15 protein-coding genes are annotated in these 24,155 nt (G+C 65.9%); 11 read left to right on the top strand and 4 right to left on the bottom strand.

All coding sequences use genetic code 11. The features are described 5' to 3' along the window. The 3 genes from CBW50_RS18860 to CBW50_RS18870 form a co-directional block, all read right to left on the bottom strand. A partial coding sequence (locus tag CBW50_RS18860) for an AAA family ATPase (RefSeq protein ID WP_172404815.1) occupies positions 1-1,073 on the bottom strand: 1,073 nt, incomplete at its 3' end. 16 nt (positions 1,074-1,089) lie between these two features. Continuing rightward, positions 1,090-2,316 (bottom strand): exonuclease SbcCD subunit D C-terminal domain-containing protein, encoded by a 1,227-nt coding sequence (locus CBW50_RS18865; RefSeq protein ID WP_086146981.1) that lies wholly within the window; start codon positions 2,314-2,316, stop codon positions 1,090-1,092. A gap of 207 nt (positions 2,317-2,523) precedes the next feature. Beyond that, the gene (locus CBW50_RS18870; protein WP_253251961.1) at positions 2,524-5,544 is read right to left on the bottom strand and encodes a PAS domain S-box protein; all 3,021 of its coding nucleotides are present in this window, start codon (positions 5,542-5,544) and stop codon (positions 2,524-2,526) included. A gap of 281 nt (positions 5,545-5,825) precedes the next feature. Here CBW50_RS18870 and CBW50_RS18875 point away from each other — a divergent pair, with 281 nt between their 5' ends. After that, a complete protein-coding gene (locus CBW50_RS18875; protein ID WP_034755042.1) occupies positions 5,826-6,197 on the top strand; it encodes a YajD family HNH nuclease in 372 nt (123 codons plus the stop codon). Positions 6,198-6,220: 23 nt separating this feature from the next. Beyond that, positions 6,221-6,889, top strand: coding sequence for a response regulator (locus CBW50_RS18880; protein WP_086146982.1), 669 nt, complete (start codon positions 6,221-6,223; stop codon positions 6,887-6,889). Between the two features lie 62 nt (positions 6,890-6,951). Here CBW50_RS18880 and CBW50_RS18885 read toward each other — a convergent pair whose 3' ends face one another. Next, on the bottom strand, positions 6,952-9,096 hold the full coding sequence (locus CBW50_RS18885; protein WP_086146983.1) for a TonB-dependent receptor: 2,145 nt from the start codon (positions 9,094-9,096) through the stop codon (positions 6,952-6,954). A 249-nt stretch (positions 9,097-9,345) separates the two neighbouring features. Here CBW50_RS18885 and CBW50_RS18890 point away from each other — a divergent pair, with 249 nt between their 5' ends. The 9 genes from CBW50_RS18890 (at position 9,346) to CBW50_RS18930 (ending at position 24,017) form a co-directional block, all read left to right on the top strand. Next, positions 9,346-10,710: an ATP-binding protein gene (locus tag CBW50_RS18890; protein ID WP_086146984.1), complete on the top strand. Its 1,365-nt coding sequence runs from the start codon at positions 9,346-9,348 to the stop codon at positions 10,708-10,710. Between the two features lie 73 nt (positions 10,711-10,783). Further along, positions 10,784-12,064: a winged helix-turn-helix domain-containing protein gene (locus CBW50_RS18895; RefSeq protein WP_086146985.1), complete on the top strand. Its 1,281-nt coding sequence runs from the start codon at positions 10,784-10,786 to the stop codon at positions 12,062-12,064. Then, positions 12,061-13,053 (top strand): DUF2804 domain-containing protein, encoded by a 993-nt coding sequence (locus CBW50_RS18900; RefSeq protein ID WP_086146986.1) that lies wholly within the window; start codon positions 12,061-12,063, stop codon positions 13,051-13,053. Before CBW50_RS18895 ends, CBW50_RS18900 begins: the two co-directional genes overlap by 4 nt. Positions 13,054-13,169: 116 nt before the next feature. Further along, positions 13,170-15,839 carry a bifunctional acetate--CoA ligase family protein/GNAT family N-acetyltransferase gene (locus CBW50_RS18905; RefSeq protein ID WP_172404816.1) on the top strand — a complete coding sequence of 890 codons (2,670 nt, stop codon included), beginning with the start codon at positions 13,170-13,172 and terminating at the stop codon, positions 15,837-15,839. 113 nt (positions 15,840-15,952) lie between these two features. Then, on the top strand, positions 15,953-16,606 hold the full coding sequence (locus CBW50_RS18910) for a hypothetical protein (protein WP_139842571.1): 654 nt from the start codon (positions 15,953-15,955) through the stop codon (positions 16,604-16,606). A gap of 199 nt (positions 16,607-16,805) precedes the next feature. After that, positions 16,806-19,385, top strand: coding sequence for a DUF349 domain-containing protein (locus CBW50_RS18915; protein WP_086147011.1), 2,580 nt, complete (start codon positions 16,806-16,808; stop codon positions 19,383-19,385). Continuing rightward, positions 19,382-19,855 (top strand): molybdopterin synthase catalytic subunit MoaE, encoded by a 474-nt coding sequence (gene moaE, locus CBW50_RS18920; RefSeq protein WP_086146988.1) that lies wholly within the window; start codon positions 19,382-19,384, stop codon positions 19,853-19,855. The genes CBW50_RS18915 and moaE overlap by 4 nt, the downstream gene beginning before the upstream one ends. Positions 19,856-19,976: 121 nt before the next feature. Beyond that, positions 19,977-22,583, top strand: a complete 2,607-nt coding sequence (clpB, locus tag CBW50_RS18925; RefSeq protein ID WP_086146989.1) for an ATP-dependent chaperone ClpB — start codon at positions 19,977-19,979, stop codon at positions 22,581-22,583. Positions 22,584-22,955: 372 nt separating this feature from the next. Beyond that, positions 22,956-24,017, top strand: coding sequence for a polyamine ABC transporter substrate-binding protein (locus tag CBW50_RS18930; protein ID WP_226936431.1), 1,062 nt, complete (start codon positions 22,956-22,958; stop codon positions 24,015-24,017). The last annotated feature ends 138 nt before the right edge of the window (positions 24,018-24,155 follow it).

Raw genomic sequence — 24,155 nt, forward strand, 5'->3', positions numbered from 1 at the left:
AAGGCCGCTGCCGCCTGCTGCACGGCCTGCGCCAGCTGCGCCTCGGCGGCCACGGCTTGCGCCGCCTGCAGGCGCGACGCTTCCAGCGCGGCGCCGCTGCCGGCAATGTCGCCGGCCAGGCGCGCCACCTCGTCGCAGAGGGGACGCGCCGGCTGCAGCAATTCCCACTGCGCCAGCGCCGTCTGGCGCGCCTGCGCGGCGGCACGTTCGGCATCCGCGCCGCCCACTGCTTCCTGCGCCGCCGCCACCTGGGTTTGCAGCTTGTCGGTCTCGTGGTGCCAGCGCTGCTGCTGTTCCAGCACGGTCTTGCGCAGATCGACGGTGTGCAGGGCGGCTTCGGCGGCGCTGCTCTGCGCCTCGGTGTCGGCCCGTTCTTGCGGCGACAGGGGGCGCTGGTCGGCCAGTTTTTCGCCCAGGCGTTCGAGAACCTGCTTTTCCTTTTTCGCCCGCTCGAAGGCGCGCATGGAAATGTCCGTATAGATGCTGCTGCCCGTCAGGGTTTCCAGCAGCTCGCCCCGTTCATTGTCTTCCGTCTTGAGGAAGGTGGAAAACTCGTTTTGCGCCAGCAGCACGGCGCGCGTAAACTGGTCGAAGGACAGGCCGATGCGCTTTTCGATCTCTTCCTTCACTTCCGTCTTGGTGCCGCCGATCGCTTGCAGCGCAGGCAGCTGGTGCAAGCTCATGGCGGTCGCCTGCAGCGCGCCCTCGGCCCGGGTGCGCGAGCGGCGCACGCTCCAGCGCGCGCGGTAGCTTGCGCCGTCGTTGCCGACGAAATCGACCTGCGCATAGCCTTCGGGCGTGCCGCGGCGCAGCAGGGTGCGCGTATCCTGGGCGCCGACGGTTTCCTTGCCCACGTCGGGCAGGGCGCTGCCCCGGCCCAGCACTTTCAGCAGGCGCGGCGTGGCGTCGTACAGGGCCAGGCACAGCGCATCGAGCAGCGTGCTCTTGCCTGCGCCCGTGGGCCCGCTGATGGCGAACAGGCCGGATGACGCCAGCGGCTCCTGCTGGAAGTCGACTTCAAATTCGCCGGCCAGCGAAGCCAGGTTCTTGCCGCTGATTTTGAGGATTTTCATGGTTCTTCAGGTATGTTCAGGCGCCGGGCAACAGCAGTTCGGCCAGGGCCGAGAGGAGTTCGGGCGGCGCTTCCTTCGCGTATTTTTGCTGGTACAGGCGGCGGAAGATATCGTCGGGCTGCAACTGGCCCAATTGGTCGAGCGTCATGTTTTCGGGGGCGCTGCTGCGCGCGCCGCTCGATGTTTCGATCTTCGCCAGGCGCACGGGTTTGCCGTCGAGCGCCGTCTCGATGCGCGTGCGCAGGCCCGGTTCGGGCGCGTCCAGGCGCACGCGCACTTCCAGGAACGGCTGCGCCTCGGTGAGAGAGTCCGGCACGTCGAGGGCGGCCAGCTGCGCCAGCACCTCGTTGATGGGCGCCGGCGTGGCCGGTATGCGCAGCAGGGGGACGGCGCGCGGCACCTCGATGGCGCGCACCTCGCGTAGCTGCTCGCCGTCGAGGTCGAGGCACAGCACCTGGTGGCGGTAGTTCACTTCGGCAAACGACAGGGGGATCGGGCTGCCGCAATAGCGGATGTGTTCCTGGCCGCCCACGGCCTGCGCCTTGTGCAAATGGCCCAGCGCCGCGTAGGCGATGGCGGCGTCAAAAATCCCCGAGGGCAGCATTTCCGTGCCGCCGATGACGATGCGCCGTTCGGAATCGTTCGACATTTCGCCGCCCACCATGTGGCAGTGGCCCATGGCAAGGAGGGCTTGCCCGGGCTGGCGGCGCGCCAGCGCCAGGTCCGCCAGCTGGCGGTACAGCAGGGCGATGCCGCCCAGGTAGGCGTCCTGCGTATCGCCGGCCGTCAGTTTCGGCACGTCGCCGGGGCGCAGGAAGGGCACGGCCAGGCACCAGGCCCGCACCTGGCCATCGCTGCCGGTGAGCGGCAGCAGCAGGCGTTCCAGGTCGATATTGCCCGCTGCATCGCGCAGCAGGTGGCCGATGACGTGGGTGCCATGCGCGGCCAGCAGGGGGGCCGGCGCTTCCAGGCGGCCCGCCGAATCGTGGTTGCCGGCGACGATGACCAGCTGCAGCGCGGGCAGGCGCGCGCGCGCCTGCTGCAGGAATACATACAGTTGCTTTTGCGAGGCGGCCGACGGGTTGGCGTTATCGAACACGTCGCCCGCCACCAGCAGCACGTCGACCTGTTCGGCCACGAGGGTGTCGAGCAGCCAGTCGAGGAAGCGCTGGTGTTCGTAGCCCCGCTCATAGTTGTGCAGGGTCTGGCCCAGATGCCAGTCGGAAGTGTGCAGCAGGCGCATGATAGGGCAAGGGTAGGGAAGACAGGCGCCAATATAGCTGAAATGAGGCAGGTACTGGAGAGTTGAACGAATTTCGAAGAGCGTTTTCGATTTTTATCGATACATCCAGAGTGCCTGAAAAACGTTCAGGGCAAGGCGTAGTGCCGTAGGCAGTACGAATAGTACGGCAAGGCACTGCAACGCAGCCATGGACGTTTTCTCCGGTGCTCAAGCAGTCAGCACGCCGGCCCTGTAGGTATTGCGCCCATCCTGCTTGGCCTGGTACAGCAGCACGTCGGCACGCTGCAGCAGCACGGCGGGGGAAATGTCTTCGTCGCGGTAGAAGGCCAGGCCGATGCTGGCGGAAATGCGCACGGTGATGCCGTCGAGCTCGAACGGCTGCTGCATGGCGGCGACGATTTTTCCCGCCAGGACGGCCGCGTCGTCGGGCCGGGTGATCTGCTCCATGATGATGGTGAATTCGTCGCCGCCCAGGCGGGCGATGATGTCGGTGGCGCGCATGGTCTGCGTCAGGCGCTGGGCGAATGCGCGCAGCAGGGCGTCGCCCGTGCCGTGGCCGTGCGTGTCGTTGACGGGCTTGAAGCGGTCGATGTCCATGTACATGACGGCCATCAGGTGCTGCTGCTGGCGGCTCGCGTGCATGGCGTCGCTGAGTTTTTGCTGGAAGCCGGCGCGGTTCGACAGGCCCGTGAGCGCGTCGACCTGGGCCAGTTTCAGCAGCCGCTGTTTTTCGCGCTTTTGCACGGTGATATCCTGGCGCATCACGTGAAATCCCACCACCTGCAGCCGGTCTTCACCGATCTGCGGGATGTAGATCACTTCCATGCAGCGTTCGATGCCTTCCTTTTCGTCCTCCTCCTCGAAGCTCAGGGTCTCGCCGTCCAGCACTCTTTCGATATACGGCGCCACCGTGCGGTAGCGGGCTGCGCCGACCGTCTCGAGCACGCTCCTGCCCAGCACCTGGGTGCCTGTCAGGCCGAATTCGCGCTCGTAGGCGATGTTCAGGAAGCGGTAGACCTGGTCCGCGTCGATGTAGGCGATCATGGCCGGCAGGGTGTCGGCGATGGTGCGCAGGCGCGCCTCGCTCTCCAGCAGCGCCACTTCCGATTCGCGCAGGGTGGTGATGTCGTCCAGGCTGCCCACGTAGCCTTCGATCCGGCCGTCGACGAGGATGGGGGCGATTTTGACGGAAACCCATACCAGCTTGCCGTCGCGGTGCAGGCAGCGCAGGGTGGACTGGAACGGCGCATGGCTGCGCGTGAGCTGCTCCAGCGCCACGTGCATGCGCGGATAGTCGTCCGGATGCAGGGCGCTGGTCCAGCCGGCGCCCAGGGCGGCGGCGCGCGGCAGGCCCGTGATGGCTTCGAAGGTGCGGTTGACGTAAGTGCAGCGGCGCTGGCGGTCCAGGCGCACCACTCCCAGCGGCGAGGCGTCGTTGACGGCCGCCAGTTCGGCCTGTTTCTGGCGCAGTTCCAGTTCCTGCTGGCGGCGCTGCGAGATGTCCTCGGCGATGCACAGGATATGCTCGACCTGCTGGCGCTCGTCGAACACGGGCACGGAGACGGCGTGCAGGTAGCACAGACCGCCATCTGGCAGGCGCAGCGGCTTTTCGCTATGGTCGATGACGCCGCGCTCGGCCAGGATGGCGCGGTCATCCTGCGCGTCGTGCAGACCGAAATCGGCAGGAAACGCCGCGCAGTCGGTCTTGCCGATGACGTCGTCTGCCAGGTAGCCGGTAATGTCCTCGGCGGCCTTGTTCCACACTTCCATCTGGCCGAAGTTTTCCGGGCGCGCGCTTTTCACGTACACCAGCACCGGCAGGTGGTCGATCAGCGACTGCAGGAAGCTGCGGTTATCCTGCAGCGCCAGTTCGTCGTGCTTGCGCGCGCTGATGTCGCGCGAGGTGACGGCCACGCCGTCGGTGATGGGCACCACCTGGTGGCGCAGCCAGCGCGTGCCGCCCGAGGCCAGTTTCAGCTCGAATTCGTCTTCCAGCGGCTGGCCCGTTTCCATCACCAGCACGAAGCGCTTGAAAAAGCGTTCGCCGCGCAGCAGCGGCACCTGCGGCAGCACGCGCTGGCCCAGCAGTTCCGAGCGCGGCTTGCCCAGCATGTCGGCGGCCCGTTCGTTGATGTCGGCGAAAATGAAGTCCTCCACCGGCTTGCCCGGCGCCGGGCGCCAGGCCTTGAGCAGCAGCACGGCGTCGAGGCTGCCCTGGTGCGCCGCGCGCAGCAGGGCCTGCGTTTCCTTGGCCTGGCGGATGCTGCGGCGCAGGCGCGCGCTCTGGCTCGCCAGCAGTGCCGTGAAGCCCGCAATCAGCACGCTGGCGGCGATCAGCGCGCCCAGATATGCAAGGCGGCGATGCTCGAAGCGGGCCAGGGCGGTGGCGCGGCTCACGCCCACCACGGCGAGCAGCGGATAGCGGGGCAGTTCGCGGTAGCTGTAGATGCGCGAGGTGGCGTCGACGGGCGGCTCGATCTCCAGTTCCTCGGGCGCGTGCAGGGGCGCGCCGGGCATGCGGAAATCGATGCGGTCGCTGATGAGCAGCTGCTCGCCGATGCGTCCCACCGTCAGGCCGCTGTCGCGCGCCACCAGCATCAGCGCATCGTGTTCGTCGAGGTTCAGGCGGTCGTAGTCGTCGACGAAATAGGTGGGGTCGACGTGGATGATGATGGCGCCGGCGAAGCGTCCCTGGGCATCGTTCAGGCGGCGCGCCATGCGGATGGTCCAGTGCTTGCTGTCCACGTCGAGCATGGGCGTGTCGACCAGGGCCGTGTCGGCCGGGTTGGCGGCCAGCGTCCGGAAGAACGCTTGCCTGGCCAGCTTTTCCGGAAAATACGCGTTGGCGCTGTCGATCACGTTGCCCTGCGCGTCGACCAGCGCGATCGGCAGTTCCAGTTTCGACGGCAGCACGCTGTCGAGCAGGCCCTGGCGGCGCGTGAATTCATTGAGGCGCAGGCTGCCGCTCGATTCCTCGTATTTGAGCTTGAACAGCTGCGTGGCATGGTCGGTCTGGCGCAGGATGAAACTGGTATGGTCGGCCAGCGTGCGCGCCAGCGACTGGCTGCCGGCCACGGCGTCGCGCACGGCGCTGGTCTGTTCCTGGCCGATCTGGTAGATGACGGCGCCCCACAGCACCAGCAGCAAAAGCAGTGCGAACAGGGGAACCAGGCTGATGCCGTAAAGGCGGCTGGCAAGGCGTTGCAGGGGTCTCGTTATCGATATCACGGGCGCTTGCAGGCTAGGGTCATGGAAAAGGGGAAGTGAGGCGTGGCGCGCATGATAGCCGAAATAAGCGGCCTTGCGCTGAAGCTGTTGCCGTCACTCCCATCGTCTGCTCGTGGTCTGTCGCTGGCCTTATTTTGCGTTAAATCAAGTACCTGTGGTGCCGCGCACGTTAAAAAAAGCACGCCACCCCCGGCACGGGCTGGCGCAGTGGCAGAAAAAGTACAATTGCGCCCCCATCCTCATTAAAATAGGCGCTTCTTCCTTCCATATCGAAAGTTGTCATGCAGAGTAAAAAGCCCGACGCGGCAAGACTGGACAAGATCGTGGCCGAAGCGCGCCGCGCCGCCGACCAGCGCGAGAGCGGCTACCGCGAGCGTTCGCTGAAGATGTATCCGTGGGTGTGCGGCCGCTGCATGCGCGAATTTACGCGTGCCAACGTGCAGCAGCTGACGGTGCACCACCGCGACCACAACCACGACAACAATCCGCCCGACGGCAGCAACTGGGAGCTGCTGTGCCTGTATTGCCATGACAACGAACACTCGCGCTACCTGGAGGCGGACCGTGGTGCCGGCCTGCTGTCGGCCGAGGTGGCGCCCGCCACGCACAATCCCTTCGCCGCGCTGGCCGGCCTGATCAAGAAGAAGGACTGAGCGGCCCGCGCCGCTTCCCCCCCATGCGCATCCTGCTGACCGAAGACGACCCGCAGCTGGGCCGCGCCACGCAGATCGGCCTGGAACAGGGCGGCTACGCCGTCGACTGGGTCACGAGCGCCGAACACGCGCACACGGCCGTGCGCCTGCACGACTATGGCTGCATCCTGCTCGACCTGGGCTTGCCGGGGCAGGATGGGATGCAGGCGCTGGGCGTGCTGCGCGACAATGGCTACAGCGGCGCCGTGCTGGTCGTCACGGCGCGCGACCAGGTGGGCGAGCGCATCGCCGGCCTGGACGCGGGCGCCGACGACTTTATCGTCAAACCGTTCGACCTCGATGAACTGGCCGCGCGCATCCGCAGCGCCTGCCGCCGCGCCGCCGGCCGCCTGCGCGAAAATCTCGTGCATGGCGACCTGGTGCTCGATATCGCCGACCGGCAGGTGACGCAGGGGGGCGTGCCGGTGACCCTGACGGTGAAGGAGTTCCGCATCCTGCAATTGCTGCTGGAGCACGGCGGTCGGGTCCTGAGCCGGGAACAGCTGGAGAAAAACCTGTACAGCTGGGGCGGCGAAGTGGAAAGCAATGCCGTGCAGGTGCACATCCACCACCTGCGCAAGAAGCTGGGGCGGGATTTGATACGCACCGTGCATGCGATCGGTTACTGTATTGATAAAGCGCAAACGGCTTGACGAAAAAACGGGCCGCCCTTGGGCAGCCCGTTCGATGCAGACGCGGATGACGCCTTACATCATCAGAAGTCCACGGTGGCCGACAGCCACAAACGGCGTCCGTCCAGGCTGTTGACGTAGCGGTTGGCGTAGTTCAAGGCCGGTGCGCGGTACGCCTGGTAGTCGATGAAGTCCTTGTTGAGCAGGTTGTACACGGCCGCGTTCAGGGTCACGCGCTTGTTCAACTGATAACTGCTGCCCAGGTGCAACATGGTGTAGCCCTTGTAGTCGCCCAGCGCGGCCTTGGCGGCGCGCGTGGCGGCCGACGTGCCCGGATCGCGGAAACGCTCGCTGCGGTACTCTGCGCGCAGCCAGCCGTTCCAATCGCGCGAGATATCCCAGCTCAAACGGGCGTTGACGGCGTGCTTGGGCGTGTCGCTCAGCGGTTTGCCCGCATTGCTGCCGCTTTTCTGTTCGCTTTCCGTGTAGGTGTAGTTGGCGCTGGCCGACAAGGTCTTGCCCAGCGGAAAGCGCGTGTTCAGCTCGACGCCGCGTGTGACGGCCTCATCCACGTTGACGGACTGGCCGAACGCATCGACATTGGGCCAGTTGCCGAAGCTGACGCAGCCGGGACGGTTGGGCGAAGGACGGTAGCTGCAATTGACGAGGCCCGTGCCCGTCGTGATCTTGTCGTTGAAGGTATTGTTGAACACGGTGCCGCTGGCCGTCCAGCCGGCCAGGTTGTCGAAGTAGGCGCCGATTTCCGCCGTCGTGCTCGTTTCCGGCTTCAGGTTCGGGCTGCCGACGAGGGGAATCGTGCCCTGGCCGCCGAAACCGTTGATGCCCGGCGACAGTTGTTCCACGCGGGGCGTCTTGTAGCCCTTGCTGACGCCGCCCTTGACGGTCCAGCTGGTCGTGGCGTTCCACACGGCATAGGCGCGGGGGCTGGTCTGGCCGCCGAAGATGCTGTGATCGTCATAGCGGGCGCCGAAGGTCAGCGCGAGATGCTCCAGCGCCTGCCATTCGTCTTCCACGAACAGGGCTTTTTGCGTGAATTCGAATTTCTTCGGCGCCACGCCGTCCGTCATTTCCGCTTTCCACCATTGCGCGCCGACGGTCGCCATGTGCTTGCCCAAAGGCATGACCAATTTACTGTCGAAGACCTGGCTTTCCACTTCCAGCGTGCGCGCGCTGCCGGCCACGGCCCCCGGCGTGCCCGGTGGAATCGTGCGGCCCAGGGTTTCCGTCTTGTTCACCATGTAGCTGCTGTCCAGGGTGCCGAAGCCGAAGCGGCCCGTGTGCGACAGGGTCCACTGGTCGCGCTTGTATTTCTGTTCGGGGCCGTAGCCGCCCTGCACGGTCTTGGTGCCGAGCTGGCCGCGCGAATTGTCGTACGTCTGGCGGCCCGCGTCGGCGTCGAGGATGACGGTGTGGTAGCGGTTCGGCGTCAACGCCAGGCGCGCGCCGAAGTTTTCAATGTCCGCGCGCACGGGGTTGGCGCCCATGCTGGTGGATTGTTCCGCGCCGGCTGCGTCGTTGTAGCGGATGTCGGCCGCATTGCGGCGCTGCTTGCTGCCGCGCAGTGACAGGCCCAGCAGGTCGGTGGCGATGGGGCCGCTCACGTAGAAGCGGCCGCTTTTCACGTCGCCAAAGTCCGATTCCTGCTGCAAGGTGTAGTCGGCCGAGACGGAGCCCGTCCATTGCTGGCCCACCTTGCGCGTGATGATGTTGATCACGCCGCCCATGGCGTCCGAGCCGTACAGGGTCGACATGGGGCCGCGGATGATCTCGATGCGCTCGATGGCGGCCAGCGGCGGCATGAAGCTCGTCTGCGTGCCGCCGAAGCCGTTCGGCGTGACGTTGCCGGCCGCGTTCTGGCGCCGTCCGTCGATCAGCACCAGCGTGTAGTCGCTGGGCATGCCGCGGATGCTGATGTTCATGCCGCCCGTCTTGTCGCCCGCCGCGCCCACGTCGATGCCTTCCACGCTTTCCAGCGCCTGCGTCAGGTTGCCGAAGCGTTCCTTCGACAGCTCCTCGCGCGTCAGCACCGTGATCGACGCGGGCGCCTGTTTGATATCCTGCTCGAAGCCGGACGCGGAAACGACCACTTCCGGCATGCTGGCAGGCGCACCCGTCTGTGCATGGGCTGGCAGGCAGGACAGGGCGGCAAGTGCCAGGGCAAGCGTGGTGGGACGCGGCAGGTGCGCGCGGCGGGGGCGGTTGGACATGCAAACTCCTGAAGGGTTGATTGGTTACGGGTCTGTATTTCTGAGGGAATGGGAATCATGAAAGCAATAAGAATCATTTACAATTGCGGCCATGGCTTCCCAAAAAATATTTCGTTCCGGAGCATGCGCAGAAGTTCTTAAGAGATTCTTAACAAGCTGGCCGCATCATGCCCACCCGTCACCGCCCCAGCCCATGCGGATGGCTGTCAGCGCAAGGGGCTTGCAAACAGCGGCCGGTCTGGCGGCGGCATGAGCGTTGCCGCCTTGAAAACCTGGTCCTTGCGGCGCACCCTGCTGATGGTTCTGCTGGGCCTGACGCTGGCCCTGTGGGCGGGCAGCGCCGCCATCGTGTATGTGGAGGCGCGCCGGGAAAGCCAGGAGCTGTTCGACCAGTCGCTGACCGAGACGGGCCATCTGCTGCTGTCGCTGGTGGAAAAGGACGTGCGCGAACATGGCTTGACGGGGCCGATCGACCTGCCCCTGCGCGGCCAGCGCAATCCCCACCAATACCTGCTGTTCAAGGTGCGCGACGCCCGGCAGCGCGTGCTGTACCGCAATGACGCGGCGTCCGACATCGCCCTGTCGCGCAGCGCGCCCGACGGCCTGTCCTGGACCACGATAGGCGGCCAGCGCTGGCGTCTGTTCTCGCTGTGGGACCCGCAGCGCACGCTGCAGCTGCTGGTGGCCGAGCCGACCAGCCACCGCGACGACATCAGCCGCGGCTTCTTTTACCGCATCGCGCTGTTCGGCCTGTTGCTGGCGGCGCTGGCCGCCATCGCCATCTGGTGGAGCATCCACCGCGTGTTTCGCGTGCTGCAGGCGTCCGCCGGGGAAGTGTCGGCGCGCACGCCCGATGAGCTGGCCGACGTCAGGCTGGCCGGCGCGCCCGCCGAGCTGCATCCGCTGCTGCTGGAAATTAACCGCCTGTTCGGCAGGGTGCGGCACAGCCGCGACAATGAACAGCGCTTCACGGCCGATGCGGCGCACGAACTGCGCACGCCGCTGGCCGCCATCAAGACCAATCTGCAAGTGCTGCAGCGGGCCCGCAGCGGGGCCGAGCGCGAGGAATTCATCGCCGCCCTGGGCGCCAGCGTGGAGCGCGCCACGCGCCTCGTCAACCAGTTGCTGGCGCTGGCGCGGCTGGACCCGCAGTCCCAGGAGCCGCGGCTGGCGCCGGGCGACCTGGCGGCCCTGCTGGAGGAACAAGGCATGCAGTGGCGGGAATGGAGCGACCAGCATCAGCTGTCGTTGACCGTGAGCGTTGCCCCGGCGCCGTGCGCGCTCGATGCGGACAGCCTGCGGATGCTGCTGCGTAACCTGGTCGAGAACGCGCTGCGCTACACGCCGGCGCCGGGTGGCGTCGTCGTCAGCTGCGGCGTGCAAGACGGGCGCAGCTACCTGCGCGTGGCCGATACGGGACCGGGCATCGCCGAAGAACTGCATGAGCGCGCGTTCGAGCGCTTCGTGCGCCTGGGCGGCGCGCAGCTGCCCGGCAGCGGGCTGGGCCTGTCCATCGTGCGCCGCATCGCCGAACGGCATGGCGCGCAGATTGTTCTGGGCCTTGGCTTGCAGGGCAGGGGGCTGGCCGTGACGCTTGTGTTTCCCGCAACGTAGCGTGGCCGCCGGTTGCGCGTTCCGATAGCGATAAAACGCACAAGGCGCGTCCGGAATGCGGTATCTTTCTGTTATGCACAGTCCAGACCTCTCCATTCCTCCCGAGCTCCCCCCGCTATCGCTGGCCGCCGCGCGCGCCCTGCACCTGGCCGCCCAGGGCCTGCTGCAGGCGCGGCGTAAAAAAGCCGTGAAGGCCGACGTGCTGGCCGCCATCCGCCAGATGGGCGTGCTGCAGATCGACACCATCCACGTGGTGGCGCGCAGCCCCTACCTGGTGCTGTGGAGCCGGCTGGGCGACTATCCGCAGCCGTGGCTGGAGCAATTGCTGGCCGAGGGCGCGCTGTTCGAATACTGGGCGCATGAAGCCTGCTTCGTGCCCATCGAAGACTATGGCCTGTACCGCCACCGCATGCTCGACCCGGCCGCCATGGGCTGGAAGTATTCGGTCAAATGGATGGCCGAGCAGGGCGACGCCGTGGCGGCGGTACTCGACCACATCCGCGCCAACGGCGCCGCCCGTTCGGCCGATTTTGAACGCACGGATGGCCAGGCGGGCGGCTGGTGGAGCTGGAAGCCGGAAAAACGCTCGCTGGAAGTGCTGTTTACGTCGGGCGTGCTGATGATCGCCAAGCGCCATCGGTTCCAGCGCTATTACGACCTGGCCGAACGGGTGCTGCCGGGCTGGGATGACAGCCAGCTGCCGTCCGCGCACGCGGTGCGCCGCCGTCTGCTGCTGGCCAGCGTGAAGGCGCTGGGGCTGGCGCGGGCCGGCTGGATCAGCGACTACTTCCGCACGAAACAGGCGCGCGCCAGCCTGGCCCACGATCTGCAGGCGCTGGTGGACGAGGGCGCGCTGCTGCGCTGCACGGTGGACGGCTGGGCAGACGCCGTCTATGTGCATGCGGATCACGCGGAGCTGGCGCGTCATGCCGCCGCCGGCAAGCTGGCACCCACCCTGACGACGATTTTATCGCCGTTCGACCCCGTCGTGTGGGACCGGCGCCGCGCGCTGGAACTGTTCGGTTTCGACTACCGGCTCGAATGCTATACGCCCGCTGAAAAACGCCGCTATGGCTATTTCACCCTGCCGATCTTGCGGCGCGGCGCGCTCGTGGGGCGCCTGGACGCCAAGGCGCACCGCGCGCAGGGGCGCTTCGAGATCAAGTCGCTGGCGCTGGAAGAGGGCGTGCGCCTGAGCCCCCGCCTGGCGCAGGACGTGGCCGGCGCCGTGCGGCGCCTGGCGCTCTGGCATGCCTGCCCGGAGATTGATATTGCGCAAGCGCAGCCGGCAGACTTCGGTGCGCAGCTGGCCGCCGCCCTGCAGGACGGCCACGGGGAAAGGCGGGCCGCATGACGCTGCCACCGGCACCGCCCGACCTGCTCGACGCCGATGGCGTGCCCTGTTTTGGCCGCTACACGGGGCAATTGAACGCCTTCGACTGGGCCGCGCTGGCGCCGCCGCACGCGCGCGGCGCACTCTGGCGTCTGTTCCACCACAAGCGCTGGCATTACGTGGCCCTGTCCACGCCCGCCGTGTTCTGCGGCGTGGCCATCGTCGACCTGGGCTGGACCAGCACGGCCTTCGCCTACGCCTTCGACCGCCACAAGGGCAAGATCGTGGCCAGCTTTTCGCAGGATGGCATCCCCGGCCTGTGCGCCACGGTGGCGCCGCATGCCGGCGCCTCCAGCCGTTTTCGCTTCCTCTCGCACCTGATCTCCATCGAGGCGCAGCCGCAGCAGCGCTACCGCCTGCAGCTCGATTGCGGCCATTTCGGCATCGATGCGGAATGCGGCCCGCCCGTGGCGCCCACCCTGCTGGCCGTCGGGCCCGTGGGCGAGGGCGGCAGCGTGCATGCGACGCAAAAGTCGGGCGGCCTGCCCTTGTGGGGCAGCGTGCGCTGCGGCGCCGTCGGCTACAGCCTGGACGACGGCGTGGCCAGCTTCGATTACTCGAACGGCTTGCTGGCGCGCGAGACGGAATGGCGCTGGGCCTCGGCGCACAGCCTGGACCTCGGTTTCAACCTGCAGGCCGGCTATTTCGGCGCGCATGAAAACGCGCTGTGGCTCGATGGCCTGCTGTATCCGCTGGGCCGCGCGCATTTCGACTTCAACCCCGATAACCCGCTGGCGCCGTGGCATGTGTGGACGGACGACGATTTGCTCGACCTGCACTTCAGGCCGGAAGGAGCGCGGCGCGAGGACAAGAACCTGTGGATCGCCGCCAGCCGCTACATCCAGCCCATCGGCACGTTCAGCGGCTGGGTGCGCGCCAGCACCGACAGTCCCAAGCGCATCGTGGCGCAGCTGGCGGGCGTGACGGAAAGCCACCGCTCGCGCTGGTAGGCGCGCGCGGTTTTTTCGTGAAACGCTTTGCAAAGTCAAATTTTTTTGGCAATGCATCCTATACACTGGCGCAGCCACTCCGGCAATCCCGCTCCGGCAATCCATGAGGCCAGAACATGAGTATCCGTAATCTCGACAAGCTGTTCAAGCCGGCCTCGGTGGCCCTGGTCGGCGCCACGGCGCGCGAACGCAAGCCGGGCGCCATCGCCCTGTACAACCTGCTGGGCGGCGGCTACCAGGGAGACATCTGGCCCGTCAATCCCAAGTACGACGAGCTGATGGGCCTGAAATGCTACCGCAAGCTGGCGCACTTGCCCAAGGCGCCGGACCTGGCTATCATCTGCACGCCGCCGGCCACCATCACGGCCCTGATCCGCGAGCTGGGGGCGCTGGGCACGCGCGCCGTCATCGTCATGACGTCGGGCCTCGACCCCGTGCGCGAGCAGTCGCTGCGCCTGGCCATGCTGAAGGCGGCGAAACCGCATCTGCTGCGCATCCTCGGCCCCAACAGCATGGGCTTGCTGGTGCCGCAACTGGGCTTGAACGCCAGCTTCGCCCACCTGGGCGCGAGCAAGGGCAAGATCGCCTTCGTGTCGCAGTCGGGGGCGCTGGTGTCCGGCGTGCTCGACTGGGCCAATGCGCACGGCGTGGGCTTTTCCAAGTTCATTTCGCTGGGCGGCAGCTACGACATCGATTTTGGCGACCTGCTCGACTACCTGGCCGGCGACGTCGACACGGCCGCCATCCTGCTGTACATGGAAGACATCCAGGCGGCGCGCAAATTCATGTCGGCGGCCCGCGCAGCCGCGCGCAGCAAGCCCGTCATCGTGCTGAAGGCGGGACGCGAGGCGGAAGGCGCGGCCATGGCGGCCTGGCATACGGGCGCGCTGGCCGGCTCGGACGCCGTGTACGACGCGGCCATCCGCCGCGCCGGCATGCTGCGCGTGTATTCGGCCGAAGAGCTCTTCGACGCCGTGGAAACGCTCACGCACATCCGCTCGCAGCGCGGCGAGCGCCTGGCGATCCTGTGCAACGGCGGCGGCCTGGGCGTGATGGCCACCGATGCGCTGGTGGGCAGCGGCGGCAAGCTGGCCGAACTGTCGCCCGACACCGTGATCGCCCTGGAAAAGGCCTTGCCAAGGGGCTGGTCGCATGACAACCCCGTCGGTCTGCCCGGCGACGCGGCCGTGCAGCGCTACGCCGACGCCATCGTGCCCCTGCTCGACGAGCCGCAGGCGGACGCCCTGCTGCTGCTGCACGCGCCCACGGCCATGGTTTCGTCGATCGACATCGCCGAAGCCGTCACGCCGCTGATCAAGGCCACCTCGCGCACGGTGCTGTCGTGCCTGTTGGGCGGCACTACCGTGGCGCCCGCGCGCCAGGTTTTTAATCGCGCCGGCATCCCCACCTACGACACGCCGGAAAAAGCCGTGCATGGCTTCATGCAGATCGTGCAGTACCGGCGCAACCAGGAAACCCTGATGCAGGTGCCGGCGCAGCTGCCCATGTCGGCCACGCCGCGCCGCGCCAGGGTGCGCGAAATCGTCGCCGCCGCGCTGGCCGCCGGCCAGACGGTGCTCGGCGAATGCCGCTCGAAGGAGATTCTGGCCGCCTACGGCATTCCCGTGGCCACCACGCGCATGGCGGCCGACGTGGAAGCGGCGCTGGCCGTGGCGGCGGACATCGGCTATCCCGTCGCGCTGAAGATCCATTCGCCCGACATCGCCCATAAATCCGACGTGGGCGGCGTGGCGCTCGACCTCGACACGCCCGACATCCTGCGCACTGCCGCCGCCGCCATGGAGAAGCGCGTGCGGCGCATGCGTCCCGACGCGCTGATCGACGGTTTTACCGTGCAGCAGATGGCGCGCCGGCCGCAGTCGCATGAACTGATCGTCGGCGTCACGACGGACGCCGCCTTCGGCCCCGTGATCCTGGTGGGGCAGGGCGGCATCGCCGTGGAAGTGACGGCCGATCACGCCATCGGCCTGCCGCCGCTGAACATGGTGCTGGCGCGCGACATGCTGGCGCGCACGCGCGTGTCGAAACTGCTGGCCGGCTACCGCAACCAGCCGCCGGCCGACATCGACGCCATCTGCTACACGCTGATCCAGGTGGCCGAACTGGTGGCCGACATCGGCGAGCTGGCCGAACTCGACATCAACCCGCTGGTGGCCGACGCGGACGGCGTGATCGCCCTCGACGCGCGCATCCGTCTGCAGCCGGGCCAGAAGAGCGACCGCCTGGCCATCCGCCCGTATCCGCAGGAGCTGGAAGAGCAGGTGACGTGGATGGCGCAGCCGATTCTGCTGCGTCCCATCCGTCCCGAGGACGCGCCGCAGCACATGGACCTGTTCCACGCGCTGGACCCGGACGACGTGCGCCTGCGCTTTTTTACCTCCATGCGCGAGCTGCCCGTGTCGCAGCTGGCGCGCCTGACGCAGATCGATTACGACCGCGCCATGGCCTTCATCGCCACGCACACGGGGCCGGACGGCAAGCCGGAAACCCTGGGCGTGGTGCGCGCCGTGGCCGACCCGGACAATATCCACGCCGATTTCGCCATCGCCGTGCGCTCGGCCCTGAAGGGCAAGGGACTCGGGCACATCTTGTTCGAGAAGCTGGTCGACTACTTCCGCAGCCGCGGCACGGAAGCGCTGGTGGGCGAGGCGATGGCGCGCAACAAGGGCATGCAGCGGCTGGTGAAAAGCTTTGGCGGCGAGGTCACGCCGTCGGAAGAACCGGGCGTGGTCAACCTGCATATCGGCTTGCGGCCGCCGCGCTGAAAAATGCGCGCAGCCCGCCGAGGGTTTGTGCAGGATCAAACCCGGCCCTGTTGGTAGTCTTTACACTTTCACTTCCAGGATCATACATCCAGCGCGTTTTCGGGAGTGAGTGCATGCTTACGGCAACATACATATTGGTTTCCCTGTCGGTGGAACAGGCCAGCATCCGCATGAGCTTGTTAGCTTTTCAAAAATACATGCATGCGCAGCTGCGCCAGCAGAGTCAGCTGAACCTGGCGCAGCTGCAATACGCGGCCGACTGGCTGAGCCGCCTGTATCAGGGCGGCTACTGGCGCAAGGTGGAAATGTACCTGATTCCCGCCATCCGCCAGGCCACGCCGCATGCCGACGGCTTGCTCAATGAGTTGAACGGCTTGAACCACGCGGCGCTGGAAAGCATCAATGTCGTGCAGCAGCGCGCGGGCGCCGCCATCGACACGTCCGAGCTGCAGGCCGGGCAGCTGTGCGCGGCCATCGACGTCTTTTGCACGGCCTTGCTGCAGCGCCTGGAAAAAGAGGAGCGCGAACTGTTCGCCCTGGCCCGCAAGGTTATCGTGGGCGAAGCGTGGTTTGCCATCGCCTATCAATTCCTGGCCCACGATGCGCGCGCACAGGAGGCGCGCCGCGGCAAGGCGCAAGTGCTGCCCTTTGTTTTGCCAGCGCCGTTGCCCGGACCGGGAACGCCTGGCGGTAGGGCTGACAACGCCGATGCCGCCGATGCCGCCGCGGTGCCTGCCGTGGCGCAGCCGCTGCGCGCGCAGGCTTGAGCAGGAGCGAGCGCACACCCCGCCGTGGCGTTTGCGCCGTGGCGCCGTCCCTGGTTTTGCGCCGGCGCCGGGCTGGCGCTGCGCTGGTACTGTCATAGGAGAAATCCGGCGTTAGTCATTTGGTAACTTGCACAGACCCGTCCGATGCAATACCCCGGGCTTTGTTATGATGGTGGTTTTGATCCACGCGAAACCCGTCATGTTCGAATTTCTTTTCAAGCGTTCTGCCAGCAAGCCTTCCGCACCAGACCCTGTCGTGGCAGAACAGGCCGCCGCCTCGGCGCAGAGCGCATCGCGCCGCGCCGAACAGGTGGCGCGTGCCCATGCCGTGGCGGGCGACGAAGCCGCCGCCTTTGAATTCATTATTGCCAGCGAATTTGCCGATGCCCGCCTGATCGCCGCTGAACACGTCCATACCTTGCCCCTGCTGGAAAAAGTCCACCACGCCATGCGCAATACGGACCGCCGCGTCGCCAAGCTGATGCAGGGCCGTATGGACCTGATCCGCCACCAGGCGGCCGAGACACAGCGGGCCCAGGCCAGCATCGCCACGGCGCAGCGCCTGTTGAACGATGACAAGCTCAGTCCCAACCAGGTAGCCGAACTGGACCGTCAATGGCAGGTCATCAAGGCCACGCCCGAGCTGGCCACTGCCTTTGCCGCCGCGCGCGCCGCGCTGGCCGCCCGCCTGGAAGCGCAAGTGGTGCTGCAGCGCGCCGTGATCGACGCCGTCGCCGCCGCGCGCGCGCTGGCCAGCAATGGCCAGTCCGCCGAAGAGCTGGCGCTGTCGCTGGCCCGCCTGGACGCGGAACATGCGCAGCATGCGCAATCGCCCGAGCGCGGCTCGCTGCCGAAACACCTGGAACTTGACTTTACGCAAGCGCGTGAACAGGCGCAGTCCGCCTTGCAGGCGCTGCAGCAGCACCAGGCCGTGTTCGATGCGCGCCAGGCCGCGCTGGCGGAATGGCAGGCGCAGGACGCCGCCACGCTGGACGCCGATGTGCTGAAACGCGCATGGCAAGCCTTGCCGCGCCTGCCCGAATCGCCGCTGTCGGACAGCCTGCAGCTGCAATTTGCGGCCGTGCTGGCCAGCGCGCCGGCGCCCGTCGTCGCGGCCGCGGCCGCGGACACGCCGGTGCATGCCGAAGCGGCGCCGCGCAAGCCGCGCCAGGAGCAGGCGCCGCTGTCGAAAGAAGCGCACGAACAATTCTTCAAGACCCTCGACGCCATGGAAGCGGCCCTGCAGGACGGCTTGCTGCACCTGGCTTCCGAGCATGACAAGACTTTGCGCGACAGCAAACATGGCCGCTTGACGCCGGCCCAGTCCGACCGCCTGGCGCATGTGCGCGCGCAATTCAAGCAACTGGCCGACTGGGCGCGCTGGGGCGGCAACGTGTCGCGCGAAGAACTGGTCAAGGCGGGCGAGGAATTGCCGGCGCAGCAGCTTCCCATGGCCGAGCTGGCCAAGAAAGTGGGCAGCCTGCGCGAGCGCTGGAAGTCGCTCGACACCTTGTCCGGTCCCGCACCGAAATCCCTGTGGGAGCGTTTCGACGCGGCCTGCAGCGTGGCGTACGCGCCGGCGGCCTTGCATTTCAAACAATTGGCGGAAGAGCGCCACGGCAATGCGGCCAAGGCCCAGGAACTGATCGCGGAAACGGTGGCCCTGGCGGCCGAAGAGAGTACCGACTGGAAACATGTCGCGTCAAGCGCGCAGCGCTTGCGCCAGGCGTGGACGCGCCTGGGCACCATCGACCGCAAGGAAAAGAAACGCCTCGATGCGGAGTTCGGCGCCGCGCTGGACGCCCTGTCAAAACCGCTGGAAACGCAGCGCCAGATCGAGACGGCGCGCCGCGAACAATTGATCGTCGAAGTGGGTCTGCTCAAGCCATCGGAGCGCAACACGGTCGACATGCTCAAAGCCTTGCAGGACAAGTGGCAGGAGCTGGCCAAGGCCCTGCCGCTGGAACGCCGCGCGGAACAGGCGCTGTGGCAGCGTTTCCGCGCCGCCTGCGACGACATCTTCGCCAGGCGCAAGGAAACGGCCCACGCGGCCGACCACGAGCGCCGCGAACACCTGCATGCGCGCGAAGCCCTGTGCGCCGCGCTGGAAACGGCTGTCGTTCCGGACGGCGACGACAAGGCCCGCAGCGCCTACATCCATCACTTGCTGCGCGACACGCGCGCCGCCTGGAACGCCACCGGCCCCGTGCCGCGCGCCAGCGAAGCGAAGATCGAGCAGCGCTACCAGGCAGCTGTTGCCGGCGTGCAAGCGCAGGCGGACGCCATCGCCGAGCGCGCGGGCGCGGCCCAGGCCAACGCCTTGCGCGACAAGCTGCGCCTGGCGCAGGCGCTGGAAGCGGCACTGGCCGATGGCGACGCCGGCGCCGACGCGCAAGCGTGGTCCGAGCGCTGGAGCGCCTTGCCGCCGCTCGACGCCCAGTACGAACGCAGCCTGCAGCAGCGCTTTGCCGCGGCCCAGGCGGCGCTGGGCGAGGGCAGCGCCGCCTACGTGCAGCAATTGCAGGCCAACCAGGAGCGCTTGCTCGCTGAGGTGTTGCGCCTGGAAATCGTCGCCGGCGTCGACAGCGGCGCCGAATTTGCCCGCGACCGCCTGAAGATGCAGGTGGAAGTACTGCAATCGTCGCTGAAATCGGGCCAGAAGCCGCTCACGCAAGTGTCGCAGCTGATGCAGCTGTGCGCGATTGCCGCGCTGACCGATGCGCGCACGGCCAGCCGCATCGAAACCCTGCTGCGCCGCATAGGAGGCAACGCCAAATGAGCACTACCGTCCGCGTCCAGCAAGCTGATTTTGACCTCAGTCAAGAAATCGCACAATTGCGTGCAGGAAACCCCAAGGTGGGCGCCGTCGTCGGCTTCGTCGGCACGGTGCGCGACATGAACGAGGGGCTGGACGTGGCTGCCATGGAGCTCGAGCACTATCCGGGCATGACGGAAAAGTCCATTGTAGCCATCGTGGAGCAGGCGCGCGGTCGCTGGCCCCTGTCCGGCGCGCTGGTGATCCACCGCGTGGGGCCCTTGCTGCCGCAGGAGCAGATCGTGCTGGTGGCCGTCTCGTCGGCCCATCGGGGCGAGGCCTTTGCCGCCTGCGAATTCATCATCGATTACCTGAAGACGGAAGCGCCGTTCTGGAAGAAGGAAGACACGCCCGAAGGGGCGCGCTGGGTCGATGCGCGCGACAGCGACGAGACGGCCCTGGACAAATGGGCCGTAAAAGCCAGCCCCGTTTGAGTTGTATCTGCCGCGCACGCCAGCATTTGCCAAAATGCAGCGGTTTTCTGCTTTGTGTATGCTTGAAAAGTACTGCCTCACCCCAATTTGGTTAACAACTAATTAACCGGGAGCGCTTTTCATGCGACAAGATAAACTGACCACCAAGTTACAGGAAGCCCTGGCCGATGCGCAAAGCTTGGCCGTGGGCAACGACAATCCCTATATCGAACCAGTCCACCTGCTGACGGCCCTGTTGAACCAGGACGACGGCGGCGCCCGCTCGCTGTTACAGCGGGCCGGCGTCAACGTGGGCGGCTTGTCCAAGGCCCTGGGCGCCTCGATCGAACGCTTGCCGAAAGTGTCAGGCACGGGCGGCGACGTGCAGGTGAGCCGCGAATTCGTGGCCCTGCTGAACCTGGCCGACAAGGAATCGCAAAAGGCGGGCGACCAGTTCGTGTCCAGCGAAATGGTCTTGCTGGCCATGACGGACGACAAGTCCGACTGCGGCAAGCTGGCGCGCGAAAACGGCCTGACCCGCAAGGCCCTGGAAGCGGCCATCGACGCCGTGCGCGGCGGCAACAAGGTCGACTCGCAAGAGGCCGAAGGCCAGCGCGAAGCCCTGAAAAAATACACCTTGGACCTGACGGAGCGGGCGCGCAAGGGCAAGCTCGACCCCGTGATCGGCCGCGACGATGAAATCCGCCGCACCATCCAGATCCTGCAGCGCCGCAGCAAGAACAATCCCGTGCTGATCGGCGAACCGGGCGTGGGCAAGACGGCCATCGTCGAAGGCCTGGCGCAGCGCATCGTCAACGGCGAAGTGCCCGAATCGCTGAAAGGCAAGCGCGTACTCTCGCTGGACATGGCCGCCTTGCTGGCCGGCGCGAAATTCCGCGGCGAATTCGAGGAGCGCCTGAAATCCGTGCTGAAGGAACTGGCCATGGATGAAGGGCAAACCATCGTCTTCATCGATGAAATGCACACCATGGTGGGCGCGGGCAAGGCCGAAGGCGCGATGGATGCCGGCAATATGCTCAAACCGGCGCTGGCGCGCGGCGAGCTGCATTGCGTGGGCGCAACCACGCTCGACGAGTACCGCAAGTACATCGAGAAGGATGCGGCGCTGGAACGCCGCTTCCAGAAAGTGCTCGTCGACGAGCCTACCGTGGAAGCGACCATCGCCATCCTGCGCGGCTTGCAGGATAAATACGCGCTGCATCACAAGGTGGAAATCACGGATGCGGCCATCATTGCCGCGGCGGAATTGTCGCACCGCTACATCACGGACCGCTTCCTGCCGGACAAGGCCATCGACCTGATCGATGAAGCGGCGGCGAAGATCAAGATCGAGATCGATTCCAAGCCGGAAGTGATGGACAAGCTGGAACGTCGATTGATCCAGCTCAAGATCGAGCGCGAAGCCGTCAAGAAGGAAAAAGACGAAGCATCGTTGCGCCGGCTCGCCCTGATCGAGGAAGAGATCGTCAAGCTGCAGCGTGAATACAATGACTTCGAGGAAATCCTGAAGGCGGAAAAAGCCGTGGTGCAGGGCAGCACGCACATCAAGGAAGAGATCGAGCAAGTCAAGCTGCAGATGGAGCAGGCCACGCGCGAAAGCAACTGGCAGAAAGTGTCGGAATTGCAATACGGCAAGCTGCCGCAGCTGGAAGCCCAGCTCAGGCAAGCCGACAGCGGCATGCCGAAGCTCGATCCTGACCAGCCGAAGCTGCTGCGCACGGAAGTGGGCGCCGAGGAAATCGCCGAAGTGGTGTCGCGCGCGACGGGCATTCCCGTGTCGCGCATGATGCAGGGCGAGCGCGACAAGCTGCTGCACATCGAAGAGAAGCTGCATGAGCGCGTCGTGGGCCAGGATGAAGCGATCACGGCCGTGGCCGACGCCATCCGCCGCTCGCGCGCCGGCCTCGCCGACCCGAACCGGCCGTATGGTTCCTTCATGTTCCTGGGACCGACGGGCGTCGGTAAAACCGAGCTGAGCAAGGCGCTGGCGACCTTCCTGTTCGATACGGAAGAATCGATGATCCGCATCGACATGAGCGAGTTCATGGAGAAGCATTCCGTGGCCCGCCTGATCGGCGCGCCGCCCGGCTATGTGGGCTACGACGAGGGCGGCTACCTGACGGAAGCCGTGCGCCGCAAGCCGTACAGCGTGATTTTGCTCGACGAAGTGGAAAAGGCGCATGCCGACGTCTTCAACGTGCTGCTGCAGGTGCTCGACGACGGACGCATGACGGACGGCCAGGGCCGCACGGTGGACTTCAAGAATACCGTCATCATCATGACCTCGAACCTCGGTTCGCACAAGATCCAGGCGATGGAAAGCGATGATCCCGGTGTCGTGAAGCTGGCCGTGATGGCCGAGGTGCGCGCGCACTTCCGCCCCGAGTTCGTCAACCGTATCGACGAAATCGTCGTGTTCCACGGCCTCGACGAGAAAAACATCGGCGCGATCGCGAAGATCCAGCTCAAAATTCTCGAAGAACGCCTGGAGCGCATGGACATGCAGCTGAGCCTGACGGACGCTGCACTGCAGCAAATCGCCGAAGCGGGCTACGACCCGGTGTATGGCGCGCGTCCTTTGAAACGGGCGATCCAGCAGCAGATCGAAAATCCGCTGTCGAAGCTGATCCTCGAAGGCCGCTTCGGCCCGAAAGACGAGATCCGCATCGACGCCCAGAACGGCAACCTCGTGTTTACGGGGGCGCAGGTGGCGCTGGACAAGGTGTAATGTTGGCTGGTCAGTTCCTGCGGGATTGGAAGCTCCCCCCATCGGGGCAGCTTCCCGCGTCGGGTCTGACCCCAATTTCACGGCATTTGCAGTGAGGAAGAGCGACGTCTAACAAACCCGTAGCGAGCGGCAGTGATTTGTGGCTGAGAAGCGCAACCGTACTTTAGTACGGTGAGCATCGCAGGCCGCAAAGCGCAACGCGCAGTAGGTTTTGTTAGACGTCCTCAGGCAGGGCGGTATCAGGCTAGACCTGATGCCGCCCTTCTTGCTATCATCGTCACTATTTTCTGACTAATTTTCGGAGGCGGTACGATGGCAAACACATGGCAAGCAGGACGGCGCATTGGACTGGGACTGACCTTGGCGGCGGCTATGCTGGCATTGTCTGCTCAAGCTCAGGCTCAGGAAGAGAAGGTCCTGAACATCTACAACTGGTCGGACTATATCGGCGACGATACGATCAAGAATTTTGAGAAGGAAACCGGCATCAAGGTACGCTATGATGTTTTCGATAACAACGAAATCCTCAATGCGAAATTGGTGGCGGGCAAGTCCGGCTACGACATCGTCGTGCCGACGGCCCAGTGGGCGCGCCTGCAGATCGACGCGGGCCTGCTGCGCAAGCTCGACAAGAGCAAGCTGACGAACCTGGGCAACCTCGACCCCCACCTGCAGGCCAAGCTGTCGAAGATCGACCCGAACAACGATTACCTGGTCGACTGGCTGTGGGGCTACACGACGGTCGGCATCAACGTCAACAAGGTCAAGGCGGCGCTGGGCGGCATGGCCATGCCCGACAACGCCTGGGACCTGGTGTTCGACCCGAAGTACGCGGCCAAGCTGAAATCGTGCGGCGTGTCCTTCCTCGACTCGCCGTCCGAAGTGCTGCCGGCCGCCCTGCAATACCTGGGCAAGCCTGCGTACTCGAAAGCGGCCGCCGACTACCAGGAAGCGGGCAAGGTGCTGCAAGCGATCCGTCCCTACGTGACCTTGTTCAGCTCGTCCGGCTACATCAACGACATGGCCAACGGTTCCGTCTGCGTCGCGCTGGGCTGGTCGGGCGACATCAATATCGCGCGCCAGCGCGCCATCGATGCGAAAAACGGCAATGTGATCCAGGTGCTGGTGCCGAAGACGGCCGCCCTGATGTTCGACACCATGGCCATCCCCGCCGACGCGCCCCATCCGAACAATGCGCACCTGTTCATCAACTACATCCTGCGCCCGCAAGTACATGCCAGCCTGAGCAACAAGGTGTTCTACGCGAACCCGAACCCCGCCAGCATCAAGTACGTGCGCAAGGATATCGGCGAGAACAAGGCCATCTTCCTGTCGGACGCCGACAAGCAGCGCATGGCCGCGCCGGAAGCGACCACGGCCGACATCCGCCGCCTGATGACGCGCATCTATACGAAGTTCAAGACGGGAGTTTGAGATACTAGCTCCCTACAAAACGGTAGCGAGCGGCAGGGAGTCGTGATCGAGAAGCGGAACTGTGCTCTGCACGGGGCCGCCGAGGCAGTGAGTATCGCAGATTGCAAATCGCGACGCGCAGTAAGTTTTGTCGGGAGA

The sequence above is a fragment of the Janthinobacterium sp. GW458P genome (assembly GCF_002127585.1).
GTDB lineage: Bacteria > Pseudomonadota > Gammaproteobacteria > Burkholderiales > Burkholderiaceae_D > Janthinobacterium.

Bases quoted from the DNA above. Each gene is read 5' to 3' on its own strand.
- CBW50_RS18865 (WP_086146981.1), bottom strand. From the start codon at position 2,316: ATGCGCCTGCTGCACACTTCCGACTGGCATCTGGGCCAGACCCTGCAC.
- CBW50_RS18875 (WP_034755042.1), top strand. From the start codon at position 5,826: ATGCAGAGTAAAAAGCCCGACGCGGCAAGACTGGACAAGATCGTGGCC.
- CBW50_RS18880 (WP_086146982.1), top strand. From the start codon at position 6,221: ATGCGCATCCTGCTGACCGAAGACGACCCGCAGCTGGGCCGCGCCACG.
- CBW50_RS18885 (WP_086146983.1), bottom strand. From the start codon at position 9,096: ATGTCCAACCGCCCCCGCCGCGCGCACCTGCCGCGTCCCACCACGCTT.
- CBW50_RS18890 (WP_086146984.1), top strand. From the start codon at position 9,346: ATGAGCGTTGCCGCCTTGAAAACCTGGTCCTTGCGGCGCACCCTGCTG.
- CBW50_RS18895 (WP_086146985.1), top strand. From the start codon at position 10,784: ATGCACAGTCCAGACCTCTCCATTCCTCCCGAGCTCCCCCCGCTATCG.
- CBW50_RS18900 (WP_086146986.1), top strand. From the start codon at position 12,061: ATGACGCTGCCACCGGCACCGCCCGACCTGCTCGACGCCGATGGCGTG.
- CBW50_RS18905 (WP_172404816.1), top strand. From the start codon at position 13,170: ATGAGTATCCGTAATCTCGACAAGCTGTTCAAGCCGGCCTCGGTGGCC.
- CBW50_RS18910 (WP_139842571.1), top strand. From the start codon at position 15,953: ATGCTTACGGCAACATACATATTGGTTTCCCTGTCGGTGGAACAGGCC.
- CBW50_RS18915 (WP_086147011.1), top strand. From the start codon at position 16,806: ATGTTCGAATTTCTTTTCAAGCGTTCTGCCAGCAAGCCTTCCGCACCA.
- moaE (WP_086146988.1), top strand. From the start codon at position 19,382: ATGAGCACTACCGTCCGCGTCCAGCAAGCTGATTTTGACCTCAGTCAA.
- clpB (WP_086146989.1), top strand. From the start codon at position 19,977: ATGCGACAAGATAAACTGACCACCAAGTTACAGGAAGCCCTGGCCGAT.
- CBW50_RS18930 (WP_226936431.1), top strand. From the start codon at position 22,956: ATGCTGGCATTGTCTGCTCAAGCTCAGGCTCAGGAAGAGAAGGTCCTG.